Source organism: Nonomuraea thailandensis (genome assembly GCF_024172165.1).
Classification (GTDB): domain Bacteria; phylum Actinomycetota; class Actinomycetes; order Streptosporangiales; family Streptosporangiaceae; genus Nonomuraea; species Nonomuraea thailandensis.
This window is the reverse complement of record NZ_JAMZEB010000002.1, coordinates 2,582,135-2,606,590: the sequence shown is the minus strand read 5'-3', so window position 1 is coordinate 2,606,590 and position 24,456 is coordinate 2,582,135. Positions and strand designations below refer to the sequence as shown.

Here is a 24,456-nt window from a genome sequence, read left to right as displayed (position 1 = left end):
GGCCGTCCGGCTGCTAGCGGTACCCCATGGCCGGGATGACGCCGGCGAGCGCGCGTTCGATCCGCGCGCGGGTGTCGCCGTCGAACTGGTCGTCGCGGTGGTCGAGGCTGCGTGAGCGGAACGTCGAGGCGGTCGCGAAGTCGTCCACGCCGACGCTCTCGAAGAGCGCCTTGCGCCGGGCCGGCCAGTCGGCGGCGAGATCCTCGGCCTTGACCTCCACGTACCGCCTGGCGCCGAGGCCGGCGGTCGCCTTCCAGGCGAGCCATCGTTGGTAGATCGGCTTGAGCCAGTCGAGGACGCCGCCGACCGTGGACGGCGCCCACGGCTGGTCGACGTGCGAGGCGACCACCGAGACGGGGTGGCGCTTGATGTGCACGATGGTCGCCTCGGGGACGAGCTCCCACAGGAAGTCCATGCACAGCAGGTTGAACGGCGTCTTCTCGCACCACGCCGGCTTTCCCGCGTCGGCCGCCGCCCCGCCGAACATCGTGTCGATCGCGCGGCGGAGGATCGCGAGCAGCTCGCCGCGGTCGCCGAAGTATCGCGGGATCGCCCGCCGGCGGCTCTGCAGCTCGAACGGCCCGGCGGTCCAGCCGGCGTGGCCGGAGCCCGCCGCGGGCACGGACTCGTCGAAGGTGCTCGCCACGAGCTGCGGCCACAGCCGTCCGACCGCGTCCCAGTAGTGCCGCTCGCCGATGGCCTGGGGGACGGTATGACCGCGATCGCGGTCGTACCTGCCGACGAGCCGCACCGTGAGCATGTCGTTCAGCCTGCGGAGGGCGTCGTCCCCGACGTAGGGGTCGTATCGGGTCGTGAGCGCGTCCGCCACGTCCCTGAGGCCGCCCGGATCGACGATGAACCTGGTCTCGATCGGAATCCTGTGGATCTGCGGGTGTTCGCCGAGAATGGTCGCGAGCTGCGAGGTTCCCGAGCGGCCGGTGCCGGCGACGAAGATCGGGGACGGTCGGGTCACGGCGACCTACTCAACTCCGCGCGCGCCGGGGTGTCAATCGAATTCCGGCCCGTTTGGTTGTACGACACAACCACATGGTTGTATGGTCGAACCATGGCGGATGAGCGCGACCTCCAGGACGCCGTGGCCCGGTTCGTCCGGGCCTTCGGCCTGCACCAGCCCGACCAGACCCCGTGCGGGCGGCCCATCCCGGTGTCGGAGGCGCACGCCCTGGGCGAGCTGGCCCGCGACGGCGCGCTGCGGCAGAGCGAGCTGAGCCAGCGGCTGCGCCTGGAGAAGAGCACCACCAGCCGCCTGGTCACCCAGCTCATCAACCGCGGCTGGGCCGAGCGCGCCCCCGCGCCGGACGACGGGCGCGGGGTGCTGGTCCGGCTCACCCCCGCCGGAGTCAAGGCCGCCCGACAACTGGCCAAGGCCAGGGCGGCCCGCTTCGCCGCGGTTCTCGACCGCGTGCCGGAGAACGAACGCACGGGCGTGCTGCACGCCCTGGAGATCCTCACGGAGGCCATGGATGAACCCTAGGAAGCGACGTGTCCCCCTGCTGGTGGCCGGCCTCGCGGTGATCGCCGCCGCGTCGGCCGCATGCGCCACGGGTGATCAGAGCGGCCGGAGCACGGCGGAGCGGCAGGCGGAGATCGCCGCCAAGAGCCGCCAGGTGATGCCGTTCGACCTGGAACGCACCACGCATCGCTTCGCCAAGACCGGCACCGGCGGCGAGCAGACCGTCACCGCCGAGGATCCCGCCGACGCCCAGCAGATCGCACTCATCCGCCGGCACCTGAGCGAGGAGGTCACGCGCTTCGGCAAGGGCGACTTCGGCGACCCCGCCTCCATCCACGGCGGCGAGATGCCCGGCCTGCGCGAGCTCTCGGCCGGCCACGACCGGATCGACGTCCGCTACACCGAGGCCGCCTCCGGCGCGCGGATCACCTACACCACAGCGGACGCGTCCCTGATCAAGGCGCTGCACGCCTGGTTCGACGCCCAGGTCTCCGACCACGGCCCGCACGCCGAACACGGATGATCCTCCCCCCGGCCGGCGATCAGCATCGGCTCGCAATACCCTACCCCAGTAAGGTTTTTGACTCCGGAAGGATCGCTGTGATCGACATCCGTCGTGCCACCCCCGATGACGCCTCCACCGTGCACGCCCTCATCCACGGGCTGGCCGGGCATCAGGACCAGACCTGGGGCGTCACGGTCAGCGTCGAGGACCTGAAGCGGATGCTGGCCCGCCCGGACATCACCTACCTGATCGCCGAGCGGGACGGCCAGGCCGTCGGCTACGTCTCCTGGCTGGAGCGGATCAGCTTCTGGTCCGGCCAGGACTACCTCCACCTGGACGACCTGTACGTGACCGGCGCCGAGCGCGGCCACGGCGTGGGCGAGCGGCTCATGCGCGCGGCGGCCGAAGCCGCCGGCGGTAAGGTGATCCGCTGGGAGGTCGCCGAGGCCAACGAAGCGGCACAGCGCTTCTACACCCGCATCGGCGCCACGCTCACCAGCAAGAAGATCGGGCGCTGGCAGCCGCAGTGATCGGGCCGTGGCGGCCGGCCCGTCCGCTACGGGCCGGCCGCGAGGGTCACGACGTACCCGACGAACTTCAGGTCACCGGCATCCGGATCCCACCCGTCGGCGGAGGTCCGCGGGGAAAGCACCCCGTCGACCGGGTGATATGCGTTCTCGCCGGGAAGGGGCTCCATCCGGGCGTGGACGGCGGCGATCCCGGTGACCCGGGCTTCGACCTGGCGCCGGCCGGGAGACGGGTCGCTGTGGTGCTCCTCGCCCCAGTCGATCGTGGCGGCGGTCTCCTCGCCCAGGACTTGGGTCAGCCAGTCGCGGTCGGCGGGGGTGAGGGTCCAGGAGACCGTTGATCCGACGTGGAAGGGCTCGCCGCAACATTGCATCTGCCAGTCGTCGACCCACACGTTCCATCTCATCCCGCCAGTCTTGCCAGGCCGGGCGATGCGCACCACCACCCGGAGGGGCGCGGCGCCCAGCTGAACGAGCCGTCCAGGAATGACCTAAGGAGGATCAAAGTCCGGCGCCCGGTGCCGGACGGCGTCGATACGCTGCGCACGCGTAAGGATCAGGCGCTTCCGGGGGGCGGGGCATGCGGGGAAAGATCAAGCGGGCTCGCGGACGGGTGTCCGCGAAGGCTCTGGTGCTGGTGGCAGGGGCGGCCGGCATCGTGGCCACGGTGGTGGCCGTGGCCGGGGGTGGATCGACCACGTCCGCCGGGCAGCAGAACGCGTCGCCGCAAGGCGCGGGCACCCAGCCGGCCGTCACAGGCACCGGTGCTCCTCCCGCGGCTGCGCAGCTGTGGCACAAGCCGGCCGCCCCGGCTCCGGCGGCCCTCCCGCCGAAGGAGAGCGTGGGACGCGTCGGAGAAGCCGACGGCGCGGAGGAGCCGGGTACGGTCAGCGATCGGGTGCGCGTCGATGAAGCGCGTGAGCGCCGCGAGCTCGTCCGGCCGCAACGGCCGGCCGCGAGCCATCGCCACCCTCCCCGGCCGGGCCATCGGGCCAAGCGCGAGTCGAGCGCCTCGGCCCCGGACTCGCCGGCGTCATCGGGACGCGCCGGAGGCGGGTCGCTGCTCGGCATGAGGTGCGACGAGACGCCTCCGGCGCACGGGCACCAGCTCCGGGTGCGCGACCTCGCGTGCCACCGCCTCCTGCGCTGAACGACCTCCGGGCGGTCTTCCGGCGGCAGCGGGAGGGGGCGGGCCTGTCGCGGCACGGCCGCGTTGACGCGGGGCCCCGGTCAGCGCTCACGCGGCACGGCCGCGTTGACGCGGAGCCGCGGTCAGCGCTCGGCCGGCGCCCTCACGGGCGTGGCCGCGCGGCCGGTCCTGGCCGACTCCTGGGCGGCGAGGGCGAAGGCCAGGACCTCGCGCCCCTGCTCGCCGGTGAGCGCCGGCGGGGTGCCGTTGAGCAGGGCGTCCACGAAGTGGCGGCCGGAGCGGATGAAGCTGGTCTCCCACCCGGTCGGCATGTCGTCGTAGCCGGTGGTGACGCCGTCGCGGTGCAGGACGACCGGGGCGACGTTCAGCATGCGGCCGTGGCCGCGGGTCACCCAGATGACGCCCTTGGTGCCGGTGATCTCGACGCGGTCGTCCTGGGCGTAGTGGACGGTGTCCAGCTTGAGCTCGGGAGAGTGCACGACCTCCAGGGAGCCGACCGCGCCGTCCGGGTGGGTCCAGCTCACCAGGGAGGGAGCGTCGATCAGGCCGTCGTACGAGGTGCCGATGAAGGCGTGGACCCGGTCGGCGAGGCCGAGGAAGTGCCAGGCGATGGCGAACTTGTGGTGGCCGTCGTCGAAGACGAGCGGGCCGCCGCCGCACTGCTCGGGGTCGATCCGCCAGGCGCTGGCCGCGGCGGGGACCTCCCAGGCGGTGGGGCTCCAGCCGGGGTTGGACTTGAGGCGGATGCCGCGGATCTCGCCGATCTCGCCGGCCTCGACCAGTTCCTTGGCGCGCTGGACGGGCGGGTAGAAGACGAAGTTCTCGAACACCTTGAAGACCACGTCGCGCCCGGCGGCCCTGGCGATCATGGCGTCGGCGTCGGCGAGGCTCGTCGACATCGGCTTCTGCAGCGAGACGTGCTTGCCTGCGTCCATCGCGTCGAGGGCCACCTGCGCGTGCAGGTGGTGCGGGACGAGGATCTCCACCATGTCGACGTCGTCCCTGGCCAGCAGGTCGCGGTAGTCGGCGTGCCGGGCCTGCCCGGCCACGCCCCAGGCCGCCCCCCGGGTGTCGCGGTTCTCCGCCACGGGGTCGCAGACGGCCGTGATCACGGCCTCGGGGTGCTCCAGGTACGCCTGGGCGTGCAGGTCGGAGATACGGCCGCAGCCGATGATGCCAACGCGGATCACTGGGACTCCTGAATCTCTTTCTAGCCCTTGACCGCCCCGGTCGTGAGACCGGCGATGAAGTGCTTCTGGAAGGCGATGAAGATCGCGACTGTGGGCAGGCTGGCGAGCACGGCCATGGCCGCCTGAACGCCGTAGGCGACGGAGAACTGGCCCTGCTGCTGCAGGATGCCGACCATCACGGTGCGCATGGTGTCGGAACGGGTGAAGACGAGCGGGTAGAGGAAGTAGTTCCAGATGAAGGTGAACTGGAGCGTGGCGAGGGCCGCCAGGGCTGGACGGGTCATGGGCAGCACGATGGAGGCCAGGATGCGCGGCTCGCTCGCGCCGTCCACCAGGCCCGCCGCCCGCAGCTCGATCGGGAGGCTGCGGAAGAAGTTGCGCATGACCAGGGTGCACAGGGAGATCCCGTAACCGGAGTGCACGACGATCATCGGCCACAGCGTGTCGTACATGCCGGTCGTGTTGAACCCCTGGAACAGCGGGATCAGCAGGATCTGCGGCGGCACGAACAGCCCGGCGAGCAGGATGAAGCCGATGAACTCGCCGGCCCGTGGGCGCAGCACGGCGATCGCGTATCCGGCGAGGGTGCCCAGCGCCACGGAGACGGCGGTCGCCGGCACCGTCACCAGGACGGAGTTGAGCAGGTAACGGCCGGTGCTGCCGACCGAGAACGCCTGAAGGTAGTTGTCCAGGGTCAGGTTGCCGGTGGGGGCCCACAGGCCGTTCGCGGCGATCTCCGCGTCCGATTTGAGCGAGGTGTACAGGACGCCCAGGCACGGGACGAGGAACACCACCGCGAAGGCCAGCAGCAACGCCACCAGCGAGGCCTTCGACGCGCGGCCGCGTTCCCCGGCGATGGCGCTCTGCGCCGGGCGAGTCAGGGCGATCTCAGACATGCCGGTCCTTCCACGAGTTCCAGGCGAAGAACAGTCCGATGATCACGACCGAGACGACGAACAGCACGACGGACACCGCGCTGCCGTAGCCGAAGTCGTAGGTCTTGAACGACACGCGGTAGGCGAGCACCGCGAGCGTCTCGGTCTGCCGGAACGGGCCGCCGCCGGTCATGACGTACACGATGTCGAAGCTCTTCAGCGCGTTGATCAGGCTGAGCGAGGTGACCACGACGAACGACGGGCGCAGGGCGGGCAGGACGACGGCGCGCAGCCGCGCCCAGGCGCCGGCGCCGTCCATGTGCGCCGCCTCGGTGAGGTCGCGGGAGACGGAGGTGAGGCCGGCCAGGAAGATGACCATGGCCAGGGCGACCTGCTGCCAGCCCCAGGCGGCCATCACCGCCCACAGGGCCGTGTCGGGGTCGGACAGCCAGGCGTGCCCCCACGACTCCAGCCCCACCGCGCCGAGGACGAGGTTGAGCAGGCCGTCCTCGGGGCGGTAGATCCAGAACCAGACCTGGCCGACCACCACGAGTGACAGCGCCAGGGGCAGGAAGAAGATCGATTTGATGAGCTTGGCGAAGCGCGTGACGCGGTTCAGCGCGAGCGCGAGGGCGAGGCCCGCGACGGTGGGCACCACCACCGCGAGCACCGTCCAGATCAGGGTGTTCCGCAGCGCGCGCAGGAAGCTCGGGTCCGCGGTCATCCGGCGGAACTGCTCCAGCCCGACGAATTCGCCACCGCCGACCGCTTGCCAGTCGGTGAAGCCGTGCGCGAACGAGTACAGCGCCGGCCACACGACGGTGATCCCGTACGCGAGGAGCGGTGCGGCGAGGAAACCCCAGGCCCACCATGTCCGCCGGATCGTCATCCGCGGATGCCTCCTTTCTCGAATCAGACGAAGAGCTGGTCAGGAGCCGCCGAACACGCCGTCGGCGGCGGCCTGCGCCTCCTGCAGCGCGGACGCGGCCTCGGCGGGGCTGTTGACGAACTGGGCGATCGCGTTCAGCCCGGCGTCGGACATCTCCGGCGTGGTCGCCAGGTCGTAGTTGAAGGCGAAGACGGGCGCCTTGGCGACGACCTCGGCGGCCTTGTGCATGATCTCGTTCTGCGAGCTCAGGTCGGCCTTGGGGTTGGGGGCCAGGGCGCCCTGGGTGACGGCGACGGCCTGCTGCGCCTCGGGTGAGGCCAGGCAGGCGAGGACCTTGTCGGCCCCGGCCTTGTTGGCCGCCCCGGCAGCGATCGCGAACCCGTCCACCGGGCCTACGGCGGCCTGCGGCACACCGGGCGTGATCTCGGGGAAGGGGAAGAAGTCGTAGCCCGCGCCGGCCTTGACGTCGTTGCCCTCCCAGTAGCCGCTGATCCACGTGCCCATCACGGTCATCGCGGCCTTGCCCTGGGCCACCATGTCGGCGGCGTCGGGCCAGTCGTAGCCGTTGGGGTCGGCGTTGAAGTAGCCCTTGTCGAAGAGCTGCTTCCACAGGTCGAACGCCTGGGCCACCTGCGGGTCGGTGTACTTGGCCTTGCCCGCCATGAGCTGCGCCCGGTAGTCGGGGCCGGCCGTGCGCAGGAGGAGGTAGTCGAACCAGAACTGGGCGGGCCAGCGGTTCTTCGAGCCGAGCGCGAACGGGGTGATCCCGGCGGCCTTGAGCTTGTCCGCGGAGGCCAGCAGCTCGTCCCAGGTCTTCGGCATCTCGGTGATGCCGGCCTTCTTCATGACCTCGGGGTTGTAGAACACGCCGGCGTAGTGGTAGTCGAGCGGCAGCAGGTACTTCTTGCCGCTGTACGTCGCCGCGGCCTTGGCCAGCGTCTCCGGAATGGCCTGGTCGAGGCCGGCCTTGGCCCACACGTCGTCGAGCGGGGCCAGGCGCTGCTGGTCCACGAGGTACTGCGTCTTGGCTCCGGCCCAGTAGGAGAACAGGTCGGGCGGGTTGCTGCCGGCGAGCTGCACGAGGATGGCGTCCTTGAACGCCTCCTGCTCGGCCGGGCTGTTCTTGAGCTTCTCGCCGGCCTGCTTCTCGCAGATGGACAGCACCTGGGCCATGGCCTTGTTGCCGGCCTCGTCGCTGAAGTAGTGCACCATGCTGACCTCGCCGGTCGACGCGGCGGGGGCGCTCGAGGCCCCCGTTGTTCCCGCGCCGGAACCGCAGGCGGCTGCGAGGAGCGAGGCGGCCGTGACCGCCACCGCCAGTTTGACCGGGCGCCGCTGAACGGCGACGCTGTTCTTCGTCATCCGTGGATCTCCGTGGGTGTCGGTGGGTGGGCGTCGAACTTCGCGGGGACGCGCCCGCCCATCAGCTGGGTGATTCTGTACGCGGCGGCTGAGACCAGGTGGCCCAGCTCGCCGATCCTCGCGAGGGTGACCCGCGAGGCAGGCCCGGAAATCCCGATGGAGGCCAGCGGGACGCCGTGCAGGTTGAAGATCGGCGCCGCGACGCACCGGACGTCGAGGTTGAGCTCCTCGTCGTCGATGGCGTAGCCGCGGCGGCAGACCTGGTCCAGGTCGGCCGTGAGGCCGGCGAGCCCCGTGTGCGTACGCATGGTGTACGCGGTGAACGGCTCCGGCAGCAGCTCGGCCAGCTCCTCCTGGGTGGCCGTGCAGTACAGCGCCTTGCCGGTGGAGGAGGCGTAGATGACCGGCTGGGCACCGATCTCGGTCTCGACCGTGATGCGGCCGCCGGGCTGCCGTTCCTGGGCGACGTACACCCCGCCGCCACGCGTCCTGCGGGCGAGGTGGACCGCCTCGCCGGTCGCGGCCGACAGCTCGCGCATGATCGGGCCGGCGGTGCCGACGAGGTCCACCCCGCGCAGCACCTGGCCGGCGAGCGAGATGATCCGCGTCGAGACGCGGAAGAGCTTGGTGGCCGGGTCCTGCTCGACGTAACCGCGCTCTTCCAGCACGCGCAGCAGCCGGTGCACGTTGCCCTTGTCCGCGTTCACCTCGCGGGCGACGGCGGTCACGCCCAGCCCTTCCGGGCGGCGGGCGAGTGCTTCGAGGACGTCGAGGCCGGTCAGCAGGGCACCGGCGGCACGGGAGACGGGTACGGGCTCGGGGGTGAGGTCAGCCATGGGCGTAGTCAACCGGCCTCGTTGTCCGTCCGTCAATTCCGTTGTCTCAGAGGGCTCAACAGACATCGAAGTCGGCTCCCTCGTGGGCCTGGAGGACGTGGTCGCGGTAGAGCCGCCGCCAGCCCCGCTCCGGGGATCGGGGAGGCGTCCACCGCTCCCGGCGGCGTGCCAGCTCCTCAGGCTCCACCAGCAGCGACAGCTCTCCCGCCGCCGCGTCGAGCCGGATCAGGTCGCCGTCGCGCACCAGCGCCAGCGGGCCGCCGACCGCCGCCTCCGGGGACACGTGCAGGACCACCGTCCCGTACGCGGTGCCGCTCATCCGGGCGTCCGACACCCGCACCATGTCCCTGACGCCGTTCCTGGCGAGCTTGGCCGGGATCGGCACCGATCCGGCCTCGGGCATGCCGCCGCCGACCGGCCCGGCGTTGCGCAGCACCAGCACCGAGTCAGGGGTGACGGGCAGGCCGGGGTCGTCGATGCGGCGGGCCACGTCCTCGGGCGACTCGAAGACCACGGCGGGGCCCTCGTGCCTCAGCAGGGCGGGCGAGGCGGCCGAGCGCTTGATCACGGCGCCGTCGGGGGCGAGGCTGCCGCGCAGCACCGCCAGCGCGCCGGTGGGGCCGAGCGGGTCGTCCAGCGTGCGGATGGTGCTCTGCCAACCGGGCGGCGGGGTCACCCCGGCCAGCCGGTCGCGCAGCGTGCCGCCCTCGATCACCGGGACGTCCAGGTCGAGCAGCGGCTCCAGCGCCTTCATCAGCACGGGCACGCCGCCCGCCCGGTGCAGGTCCTCCATGTAGCCCACGCCCGACGGCTTGCAGTCCACGAGCAGCGGCACCCGGGAGGCGATGCGCGAGAGGTCGTCCAGGCCGAACGGCACGCCCGCGCGCCTGGCCACCGCCAGCAGGTGGATCACGGCGTTGGTGGAGCCGCCCAGGGCCAGCAGCACGGTGACCGCGTTGGCCAGCGCACCCGCGGTCACGATGGACGAGGGCCGCCGCCCTTCGAGCGCCGCCTCGACCGCGACCCGGCCGGAGCGCGCGCCGGCGCGGAGCCGGTCACCGGTGGGGGCGGGCGCGGTGGCGGTGCCGGCCGGGCTCATGCCGAGGGCCTCCGACAGGCACGCCATGGTCGAGGCGGTGCCCATGACCATGCAGGTGCCGCCGGTCGTGGCGAGCGCGCCGCGCACGTCGGCGATGTCGTCCCCGTCCAGCTCGCCCGCGCGGTGCCTGGCCCACATCGAGCGGCAGTCGGTGCAGGCCCCGAGCCGGGTGCCGCGCCACGTGCCGGTGAGCATGGAGCCGGCCACGAGCTGCACCGCCGGGACGTCCGCGGAGACCGCGGCCATGAGCTGGGCGGGCACGGTCTTGTCGCAGCCCCCGGCCAGCACGACCGCGTCCATCGGCTGGGCGCGGACGAGCTCCTCGGTCTCCAGTGCGGCCAGGTTGCGGAACAACATGGAGGTGGGCGACATGAGGATCTCGGGCAGCGACATCGCGGGGAAGACCACGGGCAGGCCGCCGGCCTCCAGCACGCCGCGTTCGACCGCCTTGACGAGCTGCGGCATCTCGCGGTGACAGGTGGTGAAGCCGCCGCTGGTGTCGGCGATGCCGACCACCGGCCGGTCGAGGTCCACCTCGTCGAACCCCGCGGAGGCGAGGAACGCCCTGCGCAGGAAGCGGCTGAACCCCTCGTCGCCGTACGAGGTGAGCCCCCGGTCGACGCCCCGGACGTCGGGCTGGACCATCACGCGCTCCTCAGTCGCAGGTTGACGTACTTGGCGACGGTGTAGTCCTGCACGCCCTCGGTGCCGCCCTCGCGGCCGAAGCCGGACTGCTTGACCCCGCCGAACGGCGCCTCGGCGGTGGCGATCGTCATCTCGTTGACGCCGACCATGCCGGTCTCCAGCTCCTCCGAGGCGCGGAAGGCGGTGGTCAGGTCCTCGGTGAAGACGAACCCCGCCAGGCCGAACGGCGTGGCGTTCGCCCTGGCCACGGCCTCCTCGAAGGTCCTGAACGTGCTGATGGGCGCGACCGGCCCGAACGGCTCCTCGACCATCACCTTCATGTCGTCGCGCACCCCGGACAGCACGGTCGGCAGGTAGAAGTGCCCGTCGGGCAGGCCGGCGGGGCCGCCTCCGGTCAGCACGGTCGCGCCGCACGCGACCGCGTCCTCCACCAGCGCGTGCACGCCGGCCAGGCGCCTGGCGGTGGTCAGCGGGCCCATGTCGGTGGCCGGGTCGCGCCCGTCACCCAGCCTGATCTCGCGTGTCTGCGCGACGAACGCCTCGGTGAACGCCTCGGCGACGTCCTCGTGGACGAGGAACCGGCTGGGGGAGATGCACACCTGGCCGGCGTTGCGGAACTTGGTGCGGGCGCACATCCGACCCGCGCGCTCGGCGTCCGCGTCCGCGAACACCAGGACCGGCGCGTGCCCGCCCAGCTCCATGGAGACCGACTTGATCCCGTCGGCGGCCAGGCGCAGCAGCTCCGCGCCGACCGGCACGGAGCCCGTCAGGCTCACCTTGCGGATCACGTCGGAGCCGATGAGGTGGCGGGAGATCATGGGGCCGTCGCCGCTGACCACGTTCAGCACCCCGGCGGGCAGCCCGGCCTCGTGGGCGAGCTCCGCGACGAGCAGGGAGCAGAGCGGCGCCTCCGCGGGGGCCATGAGCACCACGGAGCAGCCGGCGGCCAGCGCGGGGGCGATCTTCCGCACCCCGAGCAGCGCGGGGAAGTTCCAGGTGGCGAACGCGGCGACCGGGCCCACCGGCTCGCGGCGGACGAAGATGCGGGTGCCGGCGTCGCGGCCCTCGACCGTCCTGCCGTAGACGCGGCGGGCCTCGTCGGCGTACCAGTCGAACTGGTCGGCGCAGGCCAGCACCTCGCCCATGGACTGCGCCAGCGGCTTGCCCTGGTCGAGCGTCATGATCAGGGCGAAGCGTTCGGCCTGCGCGCGGATGCCGTCCGCGATGCGGCGCAGCACGCGCGAGCGCTCCCAGGGCTGCGTGCGCCGCCAGGTCACGAAGCCGGCGGCCGTCGCGGCCAGCGCGTGGTCGAGGTCCTCCGGCCGGGCGACGGGCAGCTCGGCGAGGAGCGTGCCGTCGGCGGGGTTGTGCACCGGGAACGTCTCGTCCGCGGTGTGCCAGGCGCCCGCGATGTACAGGGCGGCGGGCGGGAGCTGGGGGTCGCTCATGGGTTCACAGTCCGATCTCGTGTCGTAGCTCCTGGGTGGACCCCACCCAGTTGCCGACGTTCCAGCGGCCGTAGGAGGGCAGGCCCCCGTCGGGGTCGGGCCCGTAGTACACGGGGACGTGCACGATCGACAGGCCGGGGTGGGCGCGGGCCTTGTCCAGCGCCGCGCGCAGCTCCTCGGGCGTGGTGCCGCCGAACAGGGCGTTCACCCCGGTCACCGAGGCGCCCCACGCCACGTAGTCGACCTCGACGTGGTCCCAGGTCGCGTGCTCCTGGCCGTACTGGGCGGCCTGCAGGCTGGAGATGGCTGCCATCCGCCGGTTGTCCAGGACGACCACGCAGCCGGTCGCGCCGTGCGCCACGCCGTCGATGAGCACCTGCGGGTTCATGGTGAACGAGCCGTCGCCGGTCACCGCCACCGCGTACCAGTCGTCCTCGGACAACGCCGTTGCCAGCACCGCGCTCGTGGCGAACCCCATGTAGCTGGCGCCCGCCTCGGTGAAGGAGGCCTTGGGGTCGTCCTGGGCGGACATCTGGAAGCCGTACGCCTGGACGTCACCGGCGTCGAAGAACGTGACCGCCCGCGTCCCGGCCGCCCACTCCGCCACCGTGTGCACGGCGGCCGGCTGGGTGAGCACCTCGCGGCCCCAGACCGGGTCGTGCAGCCGCGGCCTGGCCAGGCGGGCCGCCTTGACGTCCTCCCAGGCGGCCCTGGCGGCCCGGCACTCGGCGAGCCAGGGGCTCTCCCGCGGCGCGGTGTCCCGGGTCTGGGTCTTCACGGCCTCGATCAGGGCGGCCAGGCTCAGCCGGGCGTCGCCGACGAGGGCGCTGGTACGGGCGTAGTGCGTGGCGGCGTCGAGGTCGGCGTTGACGTTGACGACGTGCTGGACGTTCGGGTAGCCGGTGCGGGAGCTGTCGGCCTGGCAGACCGAGCGGGTGCCGACGGCGAGCAGCAGGTCGGCGTGCTCCATGGCGTGGTTGCCGCTCAGCGAGCCCTTGGATCCGCCCACCATCATCTGGCGGGGGTGGCCCGAGGGGATGACGCCGAGGCTGACCGGCGACATCACGAACACGCCGTCCACCAGGTCGGCCAGCTCCTCCAGCTCCTCACGGCAGCCGTCCGCGCCGCCGCCGACCTTGATCACCACGCGCTGGGCGCCGAGCAGCCTGCGGGCGATCTCCGCGTACGACGCGGTGGGGCTGGCGGCGCCGAGCTGGGGCGGGGCGCCGACGGGCAGCTCGTCGAGGTTGAAGCCCTCGATCAGCTGGGGCTGGGTGTTCAGCGGCAGCAGCAGGTAGAAGGGCCCCGGCCGGTACGGGTGATCGACCTGGTTGAGGCCGCGGCGCAGCGCCGTCGGCAGCGCGCGCGGCGTGTGCAGCGAGTACGACGGGCCCATCGTCGCCGTCAGCCGGAGGAACAGCCCCTGCTCCGGCCGCGGGATCTGCTGCATGTTGGGGCCCTCGTCCTCGGTGGTCTCGTCCCCGTAGAGGTGCCAGACGCCCACGCCGTCGCTGGCGGCCACGAGGGAGCCGGCCATCGCCTGCAGCGCGCCCGGCCCGATCGAGGTGACCACTGCCGCCTTTTCACCGGTGACCCACCGCAACGCCGTTGCCGCGTGAGACGCCTCAGTCTCGTGCCGGACGGCGAACGTCCGCACGACGCCCGCGTCCTGGTAGACGCGCAGCACCTCGCCCAGTTCGGTCGAGCCGTGGCCGAGCACGGCGACGAACCGGGTCACCCCCTGCCTGATCAGCCCGAGAACGACCGCCTCGGCCATCGTCAGGTCATGCCTGCGCGGCAGCTCACCACTGTCCAGAGCCGCCTCGAGACTGCCGGCGCGTGCGATCGCCGCCGCGCGCGCCACGCGTTCAGCAGTCATCGTGCTCGATTCCCCCTCCACCGCACTCCTTCGATGTCGTGGACGTAGCGGTGACCGTACAACGCTGTTGCTTGACCGGCAATACCTAGAAGGCGATTGCCCCCAAATCGCCCATATGGGTTGTCTTACTGACAACAATTCGGGGCGATCGGCCCCGCGCGACGGCCTGGACAGCATGGCGAAGGCCGCCCCGGCGCGCGGTGCGCCGGGACGGCCTGGCTGGACGGGACCCGCCGGTTCACGAGGCCGGCGGGCGGGAGGAGCCGGTTCAGGAGGCCGGTTGGCGGGGCAGGCCGGGCGGGTTGATCCGCGACTCGGGGATGGCCTCGCTGGCCAGCCCCCACCGTTCCAGCACCTGCCCGTACGTCCCGTTCCGTATGACGGTGTTCAGCGCCTCGTGCAGCGGCTCGACCAGGCCGTTGTCCTTCTTGGTCATGGCGGCGATGAGCCCCTGCAGGTCCGGCCCGGCCCCGGAGAACGTGCCGGCGATGCGGGAGCCGCCGCTGACGGCGACGTTGTAGGCGATGTTCGGATGGGGCCCGAAGTACGCCTGCACGCGACCCGACTTGAGGGCGAGCAGCACGTCGCCGTACTTCTCGTAGTAGAGGATCTCGACCGGCTGACGGCCGGCGGCGCGGTTCTGCCGGTCCCAGTCGAGCAGGATCTTCTCCTGGTTGGTGCCGGAGCCGACCGACACGCGCAGCCCGGCGATGTCGGCGGGCCCCTTGATCGCCTTGACGGGGCCGGCGCCGGGCACCTGCCAGGCGAGCTGGTCGATGCGGTAGGTGGCGAAGTCGTAGGTGTCCTTGCGTTCCTCGGTGACGGTGACGTTGCTGAAGACGGCCTCGTACGTACCCGACCGGGCGGCCAGGAACAGGTTCTCCCAGGAGCTGGACCGCGGGGTGAACTCCAGGCCCAGCACGTCGGCCACGAGCTGGGCGAGGTCGGTCTCGACGCCGATCAGGGTGGTGTCGTCGGTGGCCGGGGACACCAGCGGGGGCGAGCCACCGGCACTGAAGCCGACGGTCAGCCTGCCGTCGGCGGCGATCTCCTTCGGCACCCTGGCCGCGATGGCCGCGACCTTCCCGGTCCGCACCCGGTTCTGGTCCGGGCTCAGGTTGATCTTCTTGCCCGCGACCACGGGAGCGGAGGCGGCGGGGGTGTCGAGCGCCGGTTCGGCGCCGCAGGCGGCGAGGGCGGCGACGAGGAGCACGGGCACGGCGAGGAGCCGCGCGGGCGAAACACGCATGTCTGTCGTCCTTCGGGGTGTCAGAGGACCTTGGCGAGGAAGGCGCGGGTGCGCTCGTGGACGGGGGCGTCGAGGACCTGCGCGGGCGGGCCGGCCTCGACGATGCGACCGGCGTCCATGAACGCCACCGTGTCGGCCGCCTCGCGGGCGAAGCCGATCTCGTGGGTGACCACGATCATGGTGGTGCCGCTGCGGGCGAGGTCCCTGACGACGTCGAGCACCTCGCCGACCAGCTCGGGGTCGAGCGCGCTGGTGGGCTCGTCGAACAGCAGCAGCTTGGGCTCCAGGGCGAGCGCGCGGGCGATGGCCACGCGCTGCTGCTGGCCGCCCGAGAGCGTACGTGGGTAGGCGTCGGCCTTGTCCGCCAGGCCGACGCGGGCCAGCAGCCGCTCGGCCAGCGGCTCGACCTCGGCGCGCGGCCGGCGCTGGGCCGACAGCGGGGCCTCGGTGACGTTCTGCCGGACCGTCAGGTGCGGGAAGAGGTTGAAGGACTGGAAGACGAAGCCGATCTGGGTGCGCTGGCGCAGCACCTCGCGCTCGGGCAGCTCGTGCAGGCGGTCGCCGGCCTGCCGGTAGCCGAGCAGCCGCCCGTCCACGCGGACCGAGCCGCGCTCCACCTTCTCCAGATGGTTGATCGTGCGCAGCAGGGTCGACTTGCCGGACCCCGACGGGCCGAGGATCACCAGCACCTGACCCCGGGGCACGTCCAGGTCCACGCCGCGCAGCACCTGCAGGGGACCGAAGCTCTTGTGCACGCCGCGCAGCTCGACCATCGCGCTCATGCCCGCCCCCTGCCGTAGTGCCGTTCCACGTAGTGCTGGACGAGCGACAGGGCGGTGGTGAGCACGAGGTACCAGACGGCCGCGACCAGCAGCAGGGCCATGACCCTGCCGTTGCGGTTGTAGATCACCTGCACCTGGTAGAACAGCTCGGGCAGCGCCATGATGTAGACCACCGAGGTGCCCTTGACCAGGCCGATGATCTCGTTGCCCGCGTTGGGGACGATGGTCCGCATGGCCTGCGGCAGGATGATCCGGAACAACCGCCGCGCCGGCGGCAGCCCGAGGGCGGCCGCCGCCTCCCGCTGCCCCTGGTCCACCGACAGCAGGCCCCCGCGGACGATCTCGGCGGCGTAGGCCGCCTGGTGCAGCGCCAGCCCGAGCACCGCCGCCGTCAACGGCCCGATCAGGTCCATCGTGCCGAAGTCGAAGAACGCGGGCCCGAACGGCACCCCGACCGACAACCGCGGGTAGAGCAGCGCCAGATTGTACCAGAACAGCAGTTGCAGGATGAGCGGCACCGACCTGAACAGCCACACGTACCCGAAGGCCACCGACGACAGCAGCCGGTTGGGCGACAGGCGCATCAGCGCCAGCACCGTGCCGAGCGCGAAGCCGAGTCCGATGCCGAGCGCGGTCAGCTCCAGCGTGAGCAGCACCGAGCGCACCACCGAGGGCGCGAACAGGTACTGCCCGACCACCTCCCACTCCCAGGCGGGGTTGGTGATCAGGGCGCTGGCGGCCATCGCCAGGACCACCAGCACGGCCGCCGCGGCCACCCACCGCAGCGGACGGCGGGCGGTCACCACCTCCAGCGGCCGTTCCGCCTCCTGGCGGGCGGGCGCCTCGACCCCGGGCACCGTCATGGCGCGTCGCCTCGACGCGGCTGCCCCAGCCCACCCGGCCCCCGGGTGTGCGCGCCCTCGGCCCGGCCGCGCGCCGGAACGCGTACGGTGCGGAACTCGGTCGTGCGGCGCAGGCGGAAGCCGAGCCGCTCGTACAGGCGGATGGCGTGCGTGTTGGCGGCGGACGCGTGCAGGAACGGCGTCTCGCCGCGGTCCCGGACGCCGGCGGCGACCGCGAGCACCAGCCGGGTCGCCAGCCCGCGGCCCCGGTGGCCGGGGTCGGTGCAGACGGCGCTGATCTCGGTCCAGCCCGGCGGGTGCAGCCGCTCCCCCGCCATGGCCACCAGCGCACCGCCGAGCCGGATCCCGACGTAGTGGCCGAGCTCGAGGGTCCGCGTCAGGAACGGGCCGGGCCTGGTCCGTTCGACGAGGTCCAGCATCTCGGGTACGTCCGCCGGCCCCAGCCGTACCGCGCCGGTGTCGTGCGCCCCGGCGACGCGTTCGCCGGTGAGCTGCACTCCGGGGACGTTCCTCGACTCCTCCCAGCCGCCCGGCGGCACCGCCACCGGGCCGGTCAGCGGCACCTCACCGCCCGCGCCGGCCAGCGCCGCCGCGTCCTGCCAGTCGGCGGGGCCCGGGTCGGGCGGCATCGACAGGAACGGGGAGACGTCGCGGGGGTAGCGCAGCACCCGGCCGCGCTGTTCGGCGAGGTGTGCGTGCGCTCCGAGCAGCGAGGCCCGCACCGGGTCGTCGAGCGCGTCGAAGCCGGCCGCCACCGGTAAGTGACGGGAGCCGCCGGAGGCGGCGGGGAAGGCGGGCGCGGTCATGCCGCGACCCGCTCCGGCGAGCCCGGACCGTCACCGGTCCCACCGATCCCAAGGAACTCCACAAGCATGAACCGAGACCTTTCTCACGTCCGTCAGCCGACCCCAGCTCAGCACAGCCCTCGAAAGCCGTCAAGTCCTACTTGTTTAGTTGGTTTTTTGTAGATTTCTCACATAACCCACTTGATTCACGGCAAATCTCTTCCTATCTTGAAGCCAGGCACGGTCTCCGACCACCTGGGCCTGCCGCACACCCCACGAGCAGCGCCACGAGGGCGAGCACTGCCGGTTCCACGCCTACGTCAGCGACATCTTCCCGGTGCAGAGCCCGCATCCCGGGATCTCGGGCGGCTCCTCGCCCGCCGCCTACGCCGCCGGCGGCGCGGAGGCGGACGTCTGTGGGGCGAGCCGCCGGCGGACGCCGCCCAGCACATCGAGTCGGTGTGGGCGGCGGCGCGCGCGGCCGGGCGGGCCGGAGAACACCGGCGCGCAGCGGCTCTCCGCCCGGGGGTACGACCTGCTCGGCGACGCCGTGGACTTCGGCCGCCTCATCTTCCCCCTCGTGAGGCAGGAGGCGGCCAGGCGCGACCGCGAGGCGGCCGAGCGCGGGCCGCACCTGCTGGAGAAGATCACCGCCGGGATCTGACGGTCCGGACGCGTCGAGCACTGGTGGACCCCGCGACGCACCCGCCTGGCGATCGCTATCGGGCCGGACGGCGCCGGTGAGCGCGCTGGCGGCAGGTGGGGCCGCAGTAGCGGGGCGGCCGCCCGGTGGCCCGGACCGGCAGCGGCGCCCCGCACTCCCCGCAGTGCCGCGAGGCCGGGGTTTCGTGACGCGGCGGCGAAGACGGGTCACGGAACGGCCGGGGTTCCGTGACAGGGGGGGCGCGCAGCCCGTCCAGCAGCAGCCGTACGAGCTGGGCGCCGCGAGCGTGGTCCCGGTGCGCCGAGCGCAGGGTGGCGCCCCCGACCGCGAGTGCCGACAGGTCGTCCACCCGCACGTCGGCGCGGACCACCCCCGCCTGCCTCCCCTCGCGCAGCAGGCGTTCCAAGGTCTCGTGGAAGCGCCGCACCGCGGCGGCCAGCACGGCGCGCGGCCAGCCGCGGTCACCCGTGAGCGCGTCGCACACGTGCTGGCGGCCCGCCGACTTCTCGATCACTTCGAGCAGGAAGCCGAACAGCGCCTCACCGGGAGCGGCGCGGGCGCGCCGGCGATCGGCGGCGGCCACCAGCGCGTCGAGGTGCTCGGCGAGCACCGCCTCCAGCAGGATGTCCTTGCTGGGGAAGTGCCGGTAGACCGTGCCCGCGCCGACCCCGGCGCGCTGCGCGATCCGGCCGAGGGACGCCTCGGGCCCCTCCTCGGCGAACACCCGCATCGCCGTACGCAGCACGAGCTCCCGGTTGCGGCGGGCATCGGCACGCCCGGGGGGCACTGCGAGCGGCGCTGCTGTCATGTCACGAAATCCTTGTCTGCGGCGGCGAAACGGGTGGAGCATTCCGGACCGAGCCAGTATCTCCCACAAGTTCCGGAGGACACCACCATGACCACCGCCACACCCGCAGGCACCGGTGCTGCGATCCTCGTCACCGGCGCCACCGGCAAGCAGGGCGGAGCCACCGCCCGGCGGCTGCTCGCCGGCGGCTGGAACGTCCGGGCGCTGGTGCGCGACCTGACCGCGCCGGCCGCCGCCGAGCTGGCCGCCGCGGGCGCCGAGCTCGTGCGCGGCGATTTCGACGACCCGGCCGGCCTGCCGGCCGCGCTCGACGGCGCCGCCGCCGTCTTCGGCGTTCCGCCGGTGGCCTACGGCCCGTCAGGACCGCAGACGGAGCTGGAGGCGACCCGCGGCAGGGCGCTGATCGACGCCGCGGTCAAGGCGGGCGTCGAACAGGTCGTCTTCAGCACCGTCGCCTCCACCTCGGCCCCCATGCGAGGGGCGCGGGGCAAGACGCTGATCGAGGAGTACCTGCACGACCACGTGGCGCTGCCCACCGTGCTGCGCCCGGTCCGCTTCATGACCAACTACCTCGGCGCCGGGGTCGTCGGCCTCGACGGCATCTCCCCCGAGGGCGTGCACCGGCACCTCTTCCCGCCGCACGAGCCCATGCAGGTCATCGCGCTGGAGGACATCGCCGAGTTCGCCGCGCTCGCGTTCGCCGATCCTGCCCGGTTCGCCGGGCGCACCCTGGAGCTGGCCGGCGACGAACCGACCCCGGTGGAAGCCGCCGCCGCGATCGCGGCGGCCACCGGCCTCCCGATCCGGTACGAGCAGCTCACCGGCGAGGAGACCGCCCGGCTCGGCCAGGAGATCGCCGACACCATGAAGCACTGGCAGGCCGGGCACCGCTGGCACGCCGACATCGAGGCGCTGCGCGTCATCCACCCCGGCCTGCGCACCCTCGCCGACTGGCTCGCCGAATCCGGCGCCGCCGCCATCCGCACCCACGTCGCCGCCGGCTGAGCCACCCCGCGCACAGAATTGTGACCGCGGGACATGGCGACGAAAGTCATGGACGTCGCGTTGCGGGTGTCCGCAGCACAAGCGGCTGAACGGCGGCCCCGATCGCCCATCAACGCATGATTAGTCCGAGTTGTCGAACGACGAGCAAAAACTTCCAAAAAACGAGAATCTTTATTCAGAACGCAAAGGAGGCGATTGCACCGTTCAGGGCGGTGTTCACGCTGACGAGCCTGAGCCGTCGCTCGATGGCCGCGCCCGGCTGCATGGGAAACTGCTGGGGTGACCGCACGACGTATCGCCTATCAGGGCGAGCCCGGCTCGAACTCCCACATGGTGTGCAAGAACCACTACCCCGACTGGCACACGGTGCCGTGCGCCTCCTTCGAGGACGTGTTCGCGGTGGTGGAGAACGGCGAGGCCGAGCTGGCGATGATCCCGATCGACAACTCGATCGCCGGCCGGGTCGCCGACATCCACCACTTCCTGCCGACCTCGGACCTCTACATCGTCGGCGAGCACTTTCTGCGCATCCAGTTCAACCTGATGGCGCCGCCGGGCGCCACCCTGGACACGATCAGGGCCGTGCACAGCCACGTGCACGCTCTCGGCCAGTGCCGCCGGATCATCCGCGAGCACGGCCTGGTGCCCGTGATCGCCGGTGACACCGCCGGCGCTGCGCGCGAGGTGGCCGAGGCGGACGACCCGACCCAGGCGGCGATCGCGCCGCCGCTCGCGGCGGACATCTACGGCTTGCACATCCTCGCCCGCGACGTCGAGGACGAGGAGCACAACACCACCCGCTTCGTGGTGCTCAGCCCCGCCTTCGTGCAGGCACCACGCGGCGAGGGCCCGGTGGTCACCTCGTTCGTCTTCAACGTCCGCAACCTGCCGGCCGCGCTCTACAAGGCGCTCGGCGGGTTCGCGACCAACGGCATCAACATGACCAAGCTGGAGAGCTACATGGTCGGCGGCCACTTCGCGGCCACCCAGTTCCTCGCCGAGGTCGACGGCCACCCCGAGGACCCCGGGCTGAAGAACGCGCTGGAGGAGCTGGCGTTCTTCACCACGGACGTGAAGATCCTCGGGGTCTATCCGGCCGACCCGTCCCGCGCCGACTAGGTCCCCGGACGGGCGCCAGGGCGCCCTCCTGCACCACCGTCCCTTCGGCGGCCCGGGTTCTGCGGGATCGCGAACGCCGTGCCCGGCGGGCCGGCGTCGAAGCCGGGTGCCGAGCCAAGTCCTGCCGCCGAGGGCCTGCACCGCGCGCCGCGCCGGGGGGCTCCGAGCCGCCGTACGTGCCGGCGGGCAGGCCGCTCGACGGGCGGCTCGCCGGTTCTCACTCCGGTCTCGTGACCAGGCGCTGGATGACCTGTTCTCGACTCACAGGATGGTGAGCCTGGATCTCGCCGCCGGAGAGATACACCACTGCGATGTCGTCGAAGCGCTTGGCCCGGGGCCATCGCCTGCCGTCGGGGTCGCCGGCTTCCGCCGCACGTACCTCGTCGAACAACCTCCACGGCGCGTCAGAGCCGAGGATGTCCAGGAGTTCGGAGAACGTGCCGAGCCCGAACTCGACGAAGCGGGTGGCGCCGTCGCTCAGCAGGGCCAGGCGGCGTACTTCTGCGATCGGGAAGCTGCCGGTGAGCGCGTCCCGTGCGGCTTCTTCGTCGACCGATGCGATCGGGTAGCCGAGAGGGTGGTTGCGCATGCGCCGCTGGTGTTCCACGAACTCGATGCGTGCCGCCCGGTGTGCGGGCGTACCGGTGGGCAGGGCGGCCATGCGCCGCCAGAGGTCGTCGCCGACCGCCTCGATGCGCCGGTCCGTCACCGTGATGACCTCGCCGTTGACCTCGGCGGCGAGGGTGGAGTCGCCGAGCACCAGGTATTCGACCTGGTCGGCCTGCAACCGGAGCATGGCAGCCGTGCAGGAGGGCGTGCCGGGATGTGAGAGGTCGCACGTGAACGTCCGGTGCGAGTGGGCGACCCCGGAGATGGCCCGCAGGAGCGCGATGTCCAGTCCGATGATCGGGTCACGCATGTGGGTCATGGCGGCGTCGCCCAATTGTGCGACGAACCACGGGGTGCCGTGACGGCAGCCGGTCGGAAGCTCGGAGGGGCCTCCCGCTCCGTCGAGGAGGACGGCTTGGGTCAGGGTGCCGCCGGCGGCGGCCACGTAGTCCTCGTTCGGCTTGTGGGCGCTGACGGGACGGGTGTGAAGGTACAAGCGCGCTCCTTCGACCGGCGGGCACCTCCTGTTCTCTCGTCACCGCCAGGATGCGTCAAGCGCCGCGTTCGGGTCGTCGAGCGGCTTGGAGCCCGGCTGAGCCATCTCGCCCGCCGGCCTCCGTGCGATAGGATCACCGGCTGTAGGCGGGGGCCTCGCAAGGACTTTCCTCACAAACCCGGATGACCTGGAGATATTCGTGTCCGGCGGGTAGCGCCGGGACCACGAAGAGGGCGTAGTGTGGTCGGTACCCGGACGTGTGCCCGTCCCCCCTGGGCTCCGATGGAGGTCCGCTGCTGTGCCGTCGCTGACGTTCAGTTCTCAGTATCTGCCCGGCGTGACCGTGATCGCGGTCGCCGGGGAGGTGGACATCACCACCGCCCACCTGTTGGACGACTACATCGGCCGCACCCGCCGCCACCAGGGCGACCATGTGGTGCTCGACCTGAGCGAGGTGCCGTACATGAGCAGTGCGGCGCTGCCCGTCCTGCTGGAGACCCACCTCGTCGCCTTCAGCAACGGTGCCAGCCTGCACCTGGCCGCGCCGCAGCGAGGGCCGGCGCAGTTGCTGGACGTCACCGAGGCCAAGGGCATGCTGAAGGTGCACGGCACCGTGGAGCAGGCCATCCGTGCCGCGCTGCAGGCGGCGCAGCCGTCCCCGGTGGGGGGCGGCGTCGCCTAGCGCCGTTCGGATCGTGACCGCCGGCGATACCCTGATCAGCCGCGGGCCCGACCAAGGTGTTCGCCGACCGGCTCGTGCCGTCTACCGGCAGGAGCACAGGTCACGACCGATGTCCGGCATCAGCGGCGACGCCTCCTGCGACGTGCGCTGCGGCTGCTGTCCGAGCCGCCCCCGCCGGGTGCGCGGGGGTCCGGGTACGGGGCCCGCAGCCCCATCAGGCCTAGAAGCTGCCTGGTCTGCATGATTCCTCCCGAGGTGTATATCGAACCTTTCGGCCTTTCTCCTTTTCAGCCGACACTCGCGACAACACAGCGGGTATAACGAGACTTCCCAAAATGCCCGATATGGGTTTATTTCGCCCTAGACTTTGCCGTTCCGCGTGCCAGGCGGCGGCCGAGCCGCTGCATCGGGCGTTCGATGAAGCGGTGACTCAGCCAGCTCACGGGCATCAGCAGGACCAGGAACGCCACGCTGACGCCGAGTTGCAGCGGCAACGGCGACCAGCGCATCTCCCCCGCCACCTGCATGACGGCCAGGAGGATCGGCAGGTGGGCGAGGTAGAGGGAGTAGCTGATCGTGCCGAGCCAGACGAGCACGGCGGGGACGCGGCGGGCCCGCCAGGCCATGGCGGCGGCGAAGGTGAGGACCGCGAGCAGGATGGTCAGGCCCCACACGTCCGGCTGCACCCACCACCAGCCCGCGTTCAGCGCCCACAGGGGCGTCGCGGCCACGAGCGCCCCGGCGGCGGCCACCGGCCACAACGCCCCCTGTCCGCGCTCCCATCGGTGGACCGCCGTGCCGGCGAACATCACGGCCAGGATCGCCACGCCGAACCAGGGGACCCGGCTGCTCGACACCACCAGCGCCAGCGCCATCACGCCCAGCGCGATCGCCGCCACCGTGCGCCCGCGGCCCGCCACCACGCACGCGAGCCCGACCACGAACATCCCGCACGAGACCAGGGCCGGCCATGCGCCCGGCCACGGCGGCCCCGGCAGCACCAGGGCGGCGACGGCCGCCACGATCGCGAACAGCGCCGGGAGCAGGCCCGGGCGGTCGCGCACGCCGGCCGTGAACAGCGCGACGACCAGCAGGTAGAAGACCATCTCGTACGACAGCGTCCACATGGTGTTCAGCACGCCCGCCGCGCCCACCGCGTCCAGGAGCATGGTCGCGTGCGCGGCCACGGACGACAGGTCCCTGGACACCTCGGGCCGTACCGGGATCCACCAGGCCAGGGCCAGGACCAGGGCGATGACCGCGAGATAGAGCGGGTAGAGGCGGAAGAACCGCCCGATCCAGAAGGCCCGCACGTCGCCGTGCCGCTCCAGCGAGGTCGGGATGATGTAGCCGCTGACCAGGAAGAACACCAGCACGCCGTAGACGCCGAGGTTGAACGAGGTGGGCCGTAGCCAGGGCATGGCCCAGGTCGTCAGGTGCTCCCCCACCACCGCGACGGCGCCGACGCCCCGCAGGGCGTCCAGCCAGGCGAGCCGGGGCTGAGCCTGCGGCACG

25 protein-coding genes are annotated in these 24,456 nt (G+C 72.1%); 8 read left to right on the top strand and 17 right to left on the bottom strand.

From position 1 onward, the window contains the following. Nucleotides 1-13: 13 nt before the first annotated feature. The gene (locus HD597_RS15930; RefSeq protein WP_253742979.1) at nucleotides 14-973 is read right to left on the bottom strand and encodes a sulfotransferase; all 960 of its coding nucleotides are present in this window, start codon (nucleotides 971-973) and stop codon (nucleotides 14-16) included. A gap of 93 nt (nucleotides 974-1,066) precedes the next feature. Between HD597_RS15930 and HD597_RS15925 the strand changes: the two genes are divergently transcribed. The 3 genes from HD597_RS15925 (at nucleotide 1,067) to HD597_RS15915 (ending at nucleotide 2,509) form a co-directional block, all read left to right on the top strand. Continuing rightward, complete coding sequence (locus HD597_RS15925; RefSeq protein WP_253742978.1) at nucleotides 1,067-1,495, top strand: MarR family winged helix-turn-helix transcriptional regulator; 429 nt, start codon at nucleotides 1,067-1,069, stop codon at nucleotides 1,493-1,495. Then, entirely contained in the window at nucleotides 1,485-1,997 is a 513-nt protein-coding gene (locus HD597_RS15920; protein WP_253742977.1) for a hypothetical protein, read from the top strand. The genes HD597_RS15925 and HD597_RS15920 overlap by 11 nt, the downstream gene beginning before the upstream one ends. A gap of 77 nt (nucleotides 1,998-2,074) precedes the next feature. Continuing rightward, nucleotides 2,075-2,509, top strand: coding sequence for a GNAT family N-acetyltransferase (locus HD597_RS15915; RefSeq protein WP_253742976.1), 435 nt, complete (start codon nucleotides 2,075-2,077; stop codon nucleotides 2,507-2,509). Between the two features lie 26 nt (nucleotides 2,510-2,535). Here HD597_RS15915 and HD597_RS15910 read toward each other — a convergent pair whose 3' ends face one another. Then, nucleotides 2,536-2,913: a DUF6578 domain-containing protein gene (locus HD597_RS15910; RefSeq protein WP_253742975.1), complete on the bottom strand. Its 378-nt coding sequence runs from the start codon at nucleotides 2,911-2,913 to the stop codon at nucleotides 2,536-2,538. Between the two features lie 173 nt (nucleotides 2,914-3,086). Between HD597_RS15910 and HD597_RS15905 the strand changes: the two genes are divergently transcribed. Then, on the top strand, nucleotides 3,087-3,656 hold the full coding sequence (locus HD597_RS15905; protein WP_253742974.1) for a hypothetical protein: 570 nt from the start codon (nucleotides 3,087-3,089) through the stop codon (nucleotides 3,654-3,656). A gap of 122 nt (nucleotides 3,657-3,778) precedes the next feature. Here HD597_RS15905 and HD597_RS65820 read toward each other — a convergent pair whose 3' ends face one another. From HD597_RS65820 to HD597_RS15845, 12 genes are all read right to left on the bottom strand, one after another. After that, the gene (locus HD597_RS65820; RefSeq protein WP_253742973.1) at nucleotides 3,779-4,846 is read right to left on the bottom strand and encodes a Gfo/Idh/MocA family protein; all 1,068 of its coding nucleotides are present in this window, start codon (nucleotides 4,844-4,846) and stop codon (nucleotides 3,779-3,781) included. Nucleotides 4,847-4,866: 20 nt separating this feature from the next. Continuing rightward, the gene (locus HD597_RS15895; RefSeq protein ID WP_253742972.1) at nucleotides 4,867-5,742 is read right to left on the bottom strand and encodes a carbohydrate ABC transporter permease; all 876 of its coding nucleotides are present in this window, start codon (nucleotides 5,740-5,742) and stop codon (nucleotides 4,867-4,869) included. Beyond that, nucleotides 5,735-6,610 carry a carbohydrate ABC transporter permease gene (locus HD597_RS15890; protein WP_253742971.1) on the bottom strand — a complete coding sequence of 292 codons (876 nt, stop codon included), beginning with the start codon at nucleotides 6,608-6,610 and terminating at the stop codon, nucleotides 5,735-5,737. The genes HD597_RS15895 and HD597_RS15890 overlap by 8 nt, the downstream gene beginning before the upstream one ends. 39 nt (nucleotides 6,611-6,649) lie before the next feature. Then, on the bottom strand, nucleotides 6,650-7,972 hold the full coding sequence (locus HD597_RS15885) for an ABC transporter substrate-binding protein (RefSeq protein WP_253742970.1): 1,323 nt from the start codon (nucleotides 7,970-7,972) through the stop codon (nucleotides 6,650-6,652). After that, nucleotides 7,969-8,808, bottom strand: coding sequence for an IclR family transcriptional regulator (locus HD597_RS15880; RefSeq protein ID WP_253742969.1), 840 nt, complete (start codon nucleotides 8,806-8,808; stop codon nucleotides 7,969-7,971). The genes HD597_RS15885 and HD597_RS15880 overlap by 4 nt, the downstream gene beginning before the upstream one ends. A gap of 55 nt (nucleotides 8,809-8,863) precedes the next feature. After that, nucleotides 8,864-10,552, bottom strand: a complete 1,689-nt coding sequence (locus HD597_RS15875; protein ID WP_253742968.1) for a dihydroxy-acid dehydratase — start codon at nucleotides 10,550-10,552, stop codon at nucleotides 8,864-8,866. Then, nucleotides 10,552-12,000 (bottom strand): NAD-dependent succinate-semialdehyde dehydrogenase, encoded by a 1,449-nt coding sequence (locus HD597_RS15870; RefSeq protein ID WP_253742967.1) that lies wholly within the window; start codon nucleotides 11,998-12,000, stop codon nucleotides 10,552-10,554. The genes HD597_RS15875 and HD597_RS15870 overlap by 1 nt, the downstream gene beginning before the upstream one ends. A 4-nt stretch (nucleotides 12,001-12,004) precedes the next feature. After that, nucleotides 12,005-13,879, bottom strand: a complete 1,875-nt coding sequence (locus HD597_RS15865) for a thiamine pyrophosphate-binding protein (RefSeq protein WP_253742966.1) — start codon at nucleotides 13,877-13,879, stop codon at nucleotides 12,005-12,007. Between the two features lie 268 nt (nucleotides 13,880-14,147). After that, the gene (locus HD597_RS15860) at nucleotides 14,148-15,128 is read right to left on the bottom strand and encodes an ABC transporter substrate-binding protein (protein WP_253742965.1); all 981 of its coding nucleotides are present in this window, start codon (nucleotides 15,126-15,128) and stop codon (nucleotides 14,148-14,150) included. A 20-nt stretch (nucleotides 15,129-15,148) separates the two neighbouring features. After that, on the bottom strand, nucleotides 15,149-15,910 hold the full coding sequence (locus HD597_RS15855; RefSeq protein ID WP_276082926.1) for an amino acid ABC transporter ATP-binding protein: 762 nt from the start codon (nucleotides 15,908-15,910) through the stop codon (nucleotides 15,149-15,151). Next, nucleotides 15,907-16,773, bottom strand: coding sequence for an amino acid ABC transporter permease (locus HD597_RS15850; RefSeq protein WP_253742964.1), 867 nt, complete (start codon nucleotides 16,771-16,773; stop codon nucleotides 15,907-15,909). The genes HD597_RS15855 and HD597_RS15850 overlap by 4 nt, the downstream gene beginning before the upstream one ends. Next, the gene (locus HD597_RS15845) at nucleotides 16,770-17,579 is read right to left on the bottom strand and encodes a GNAT family N-acetyltransferase (protein WP_253742963.1); all 810 of its coding nucleotides are present in this window, start codon (nucleotides 17,577-17,579) and stop codon (nucleotides 16,770-16,772) included. Before HD597_RS15845 ends, HD597_RS15850 begins: the two co-directional genes overlap by 4 nt. Before the next feature lie 316 nt (nucleotides 17,580-17,895). On the opposite strand from HD597_RS15845, the gene HD597_RS15840 reads away from it, so the two are divergent. Next, complete coding sequence (locus tag HD597_RS15840; protein WP_253742962.1) at nucleotides 17,896-18,222, top strand: hypothetical protein; 327 nt, start codon at nucleotides 17,896-17,898, stop codon at nucleotides 18,220-18,222. A gap of 55 nt (nucleotides 18,223-18,277) precedes the next feature. On the opposite strand, the gene HD597_RS15835 is transcribed toward HD597_RS15840, so the two are convergent. Further along, nucleotides 18,278-19,030 (bottom strand): TetR/AcrR family transcriptional regulator, encoded by a 753-nt coding sequence (locus HD597_RS15835; RefSeq protein ID WP_253742961.1) that lies wholly within the window; start codon nucleotides 19,028-19,030, stop codon nucleotides 18,278-18,280. 87 nt (nucleotides 19,031-19,117) lie between these two features. On the opposite strand from HD597_RS15835, the gene HD597_RS15830 reads away from it, so the two are divergent. Together HD597_RS15830 and HD597_RS15825 are read left to right on the top strand one after the other, a co-directional pair. Then, entirely contained in the window at nucleotides 19,118-20,035 is a 918-nt protein-coding gene (locus HD597_RS15830; protein ID WP_253742960.1) for an NmrA family NAD(P)-binding protein, read from the top strand. 279 nt (nucleotides 20,036-20,314) lie between these two features. Beyond that, a complete protein-coding gene (locus HD597_RS15825) occupies nucleotides 20,315-21,154 on the top strand; it encodes a prephenate dehydratase (protein WP_253742959.1) in 840 nt (279 codons plus the stop codon). A gap of 217 nt (nucleotides 21,155-21,371) precedes the next feature. On the opposite strand, the gene HD597_RS15820 is transcribed toward HD597_RS15825, so the two are convergent. Then, the gene (locus HD597_RS15820; RefSeq protein ID WP_253742958.1) at nucleotides 21,372-22,259 is read right to left on the bottom strand and encodes an integrase; all 888 of its coding nucleotides are present in this window, start codon (nucleotides 22,257-22,259) and stop codon (nucleotides 21,372-21,374) included. A 238-nt stretch (nucleotides 22,260-22,497) separates the two neighbouring features. On the opposite strand from HD597_RS15820, the gene HD597_RS15815 reads away from it, so the two are divergent. Beyond that, complete coding sequence (locus HD597_RS15815; RefSeq protein ID WP_308210621.1) at nucleotides 22,498-22,941, top strand: STAS domain-containing protein; 444 nt, start codon at nucleotides 22,498-22,500, stop codon at nucleotides 22,939-22,941. A gap of 350 nt (nucleotides 22,942-23,291) precedes the next feature. On the opposite strand, the gene HD597_RS15810 is transcribed toward HD597_RS15815, so the two are convergent. Then, nucleotides 23,292-24,455 (bottom strand): acyltransferase family protein, encoded by a 1,164-nt coding sequence (locus HD597_RS15810; protein WP_253742956.1) that lies wholly within the window; start codon nucleotides 24,453-24,455, stop codon nucleotides 23,292-23,294. Nucleotide 24,456 lies beyond the last annotated feature (1 nt).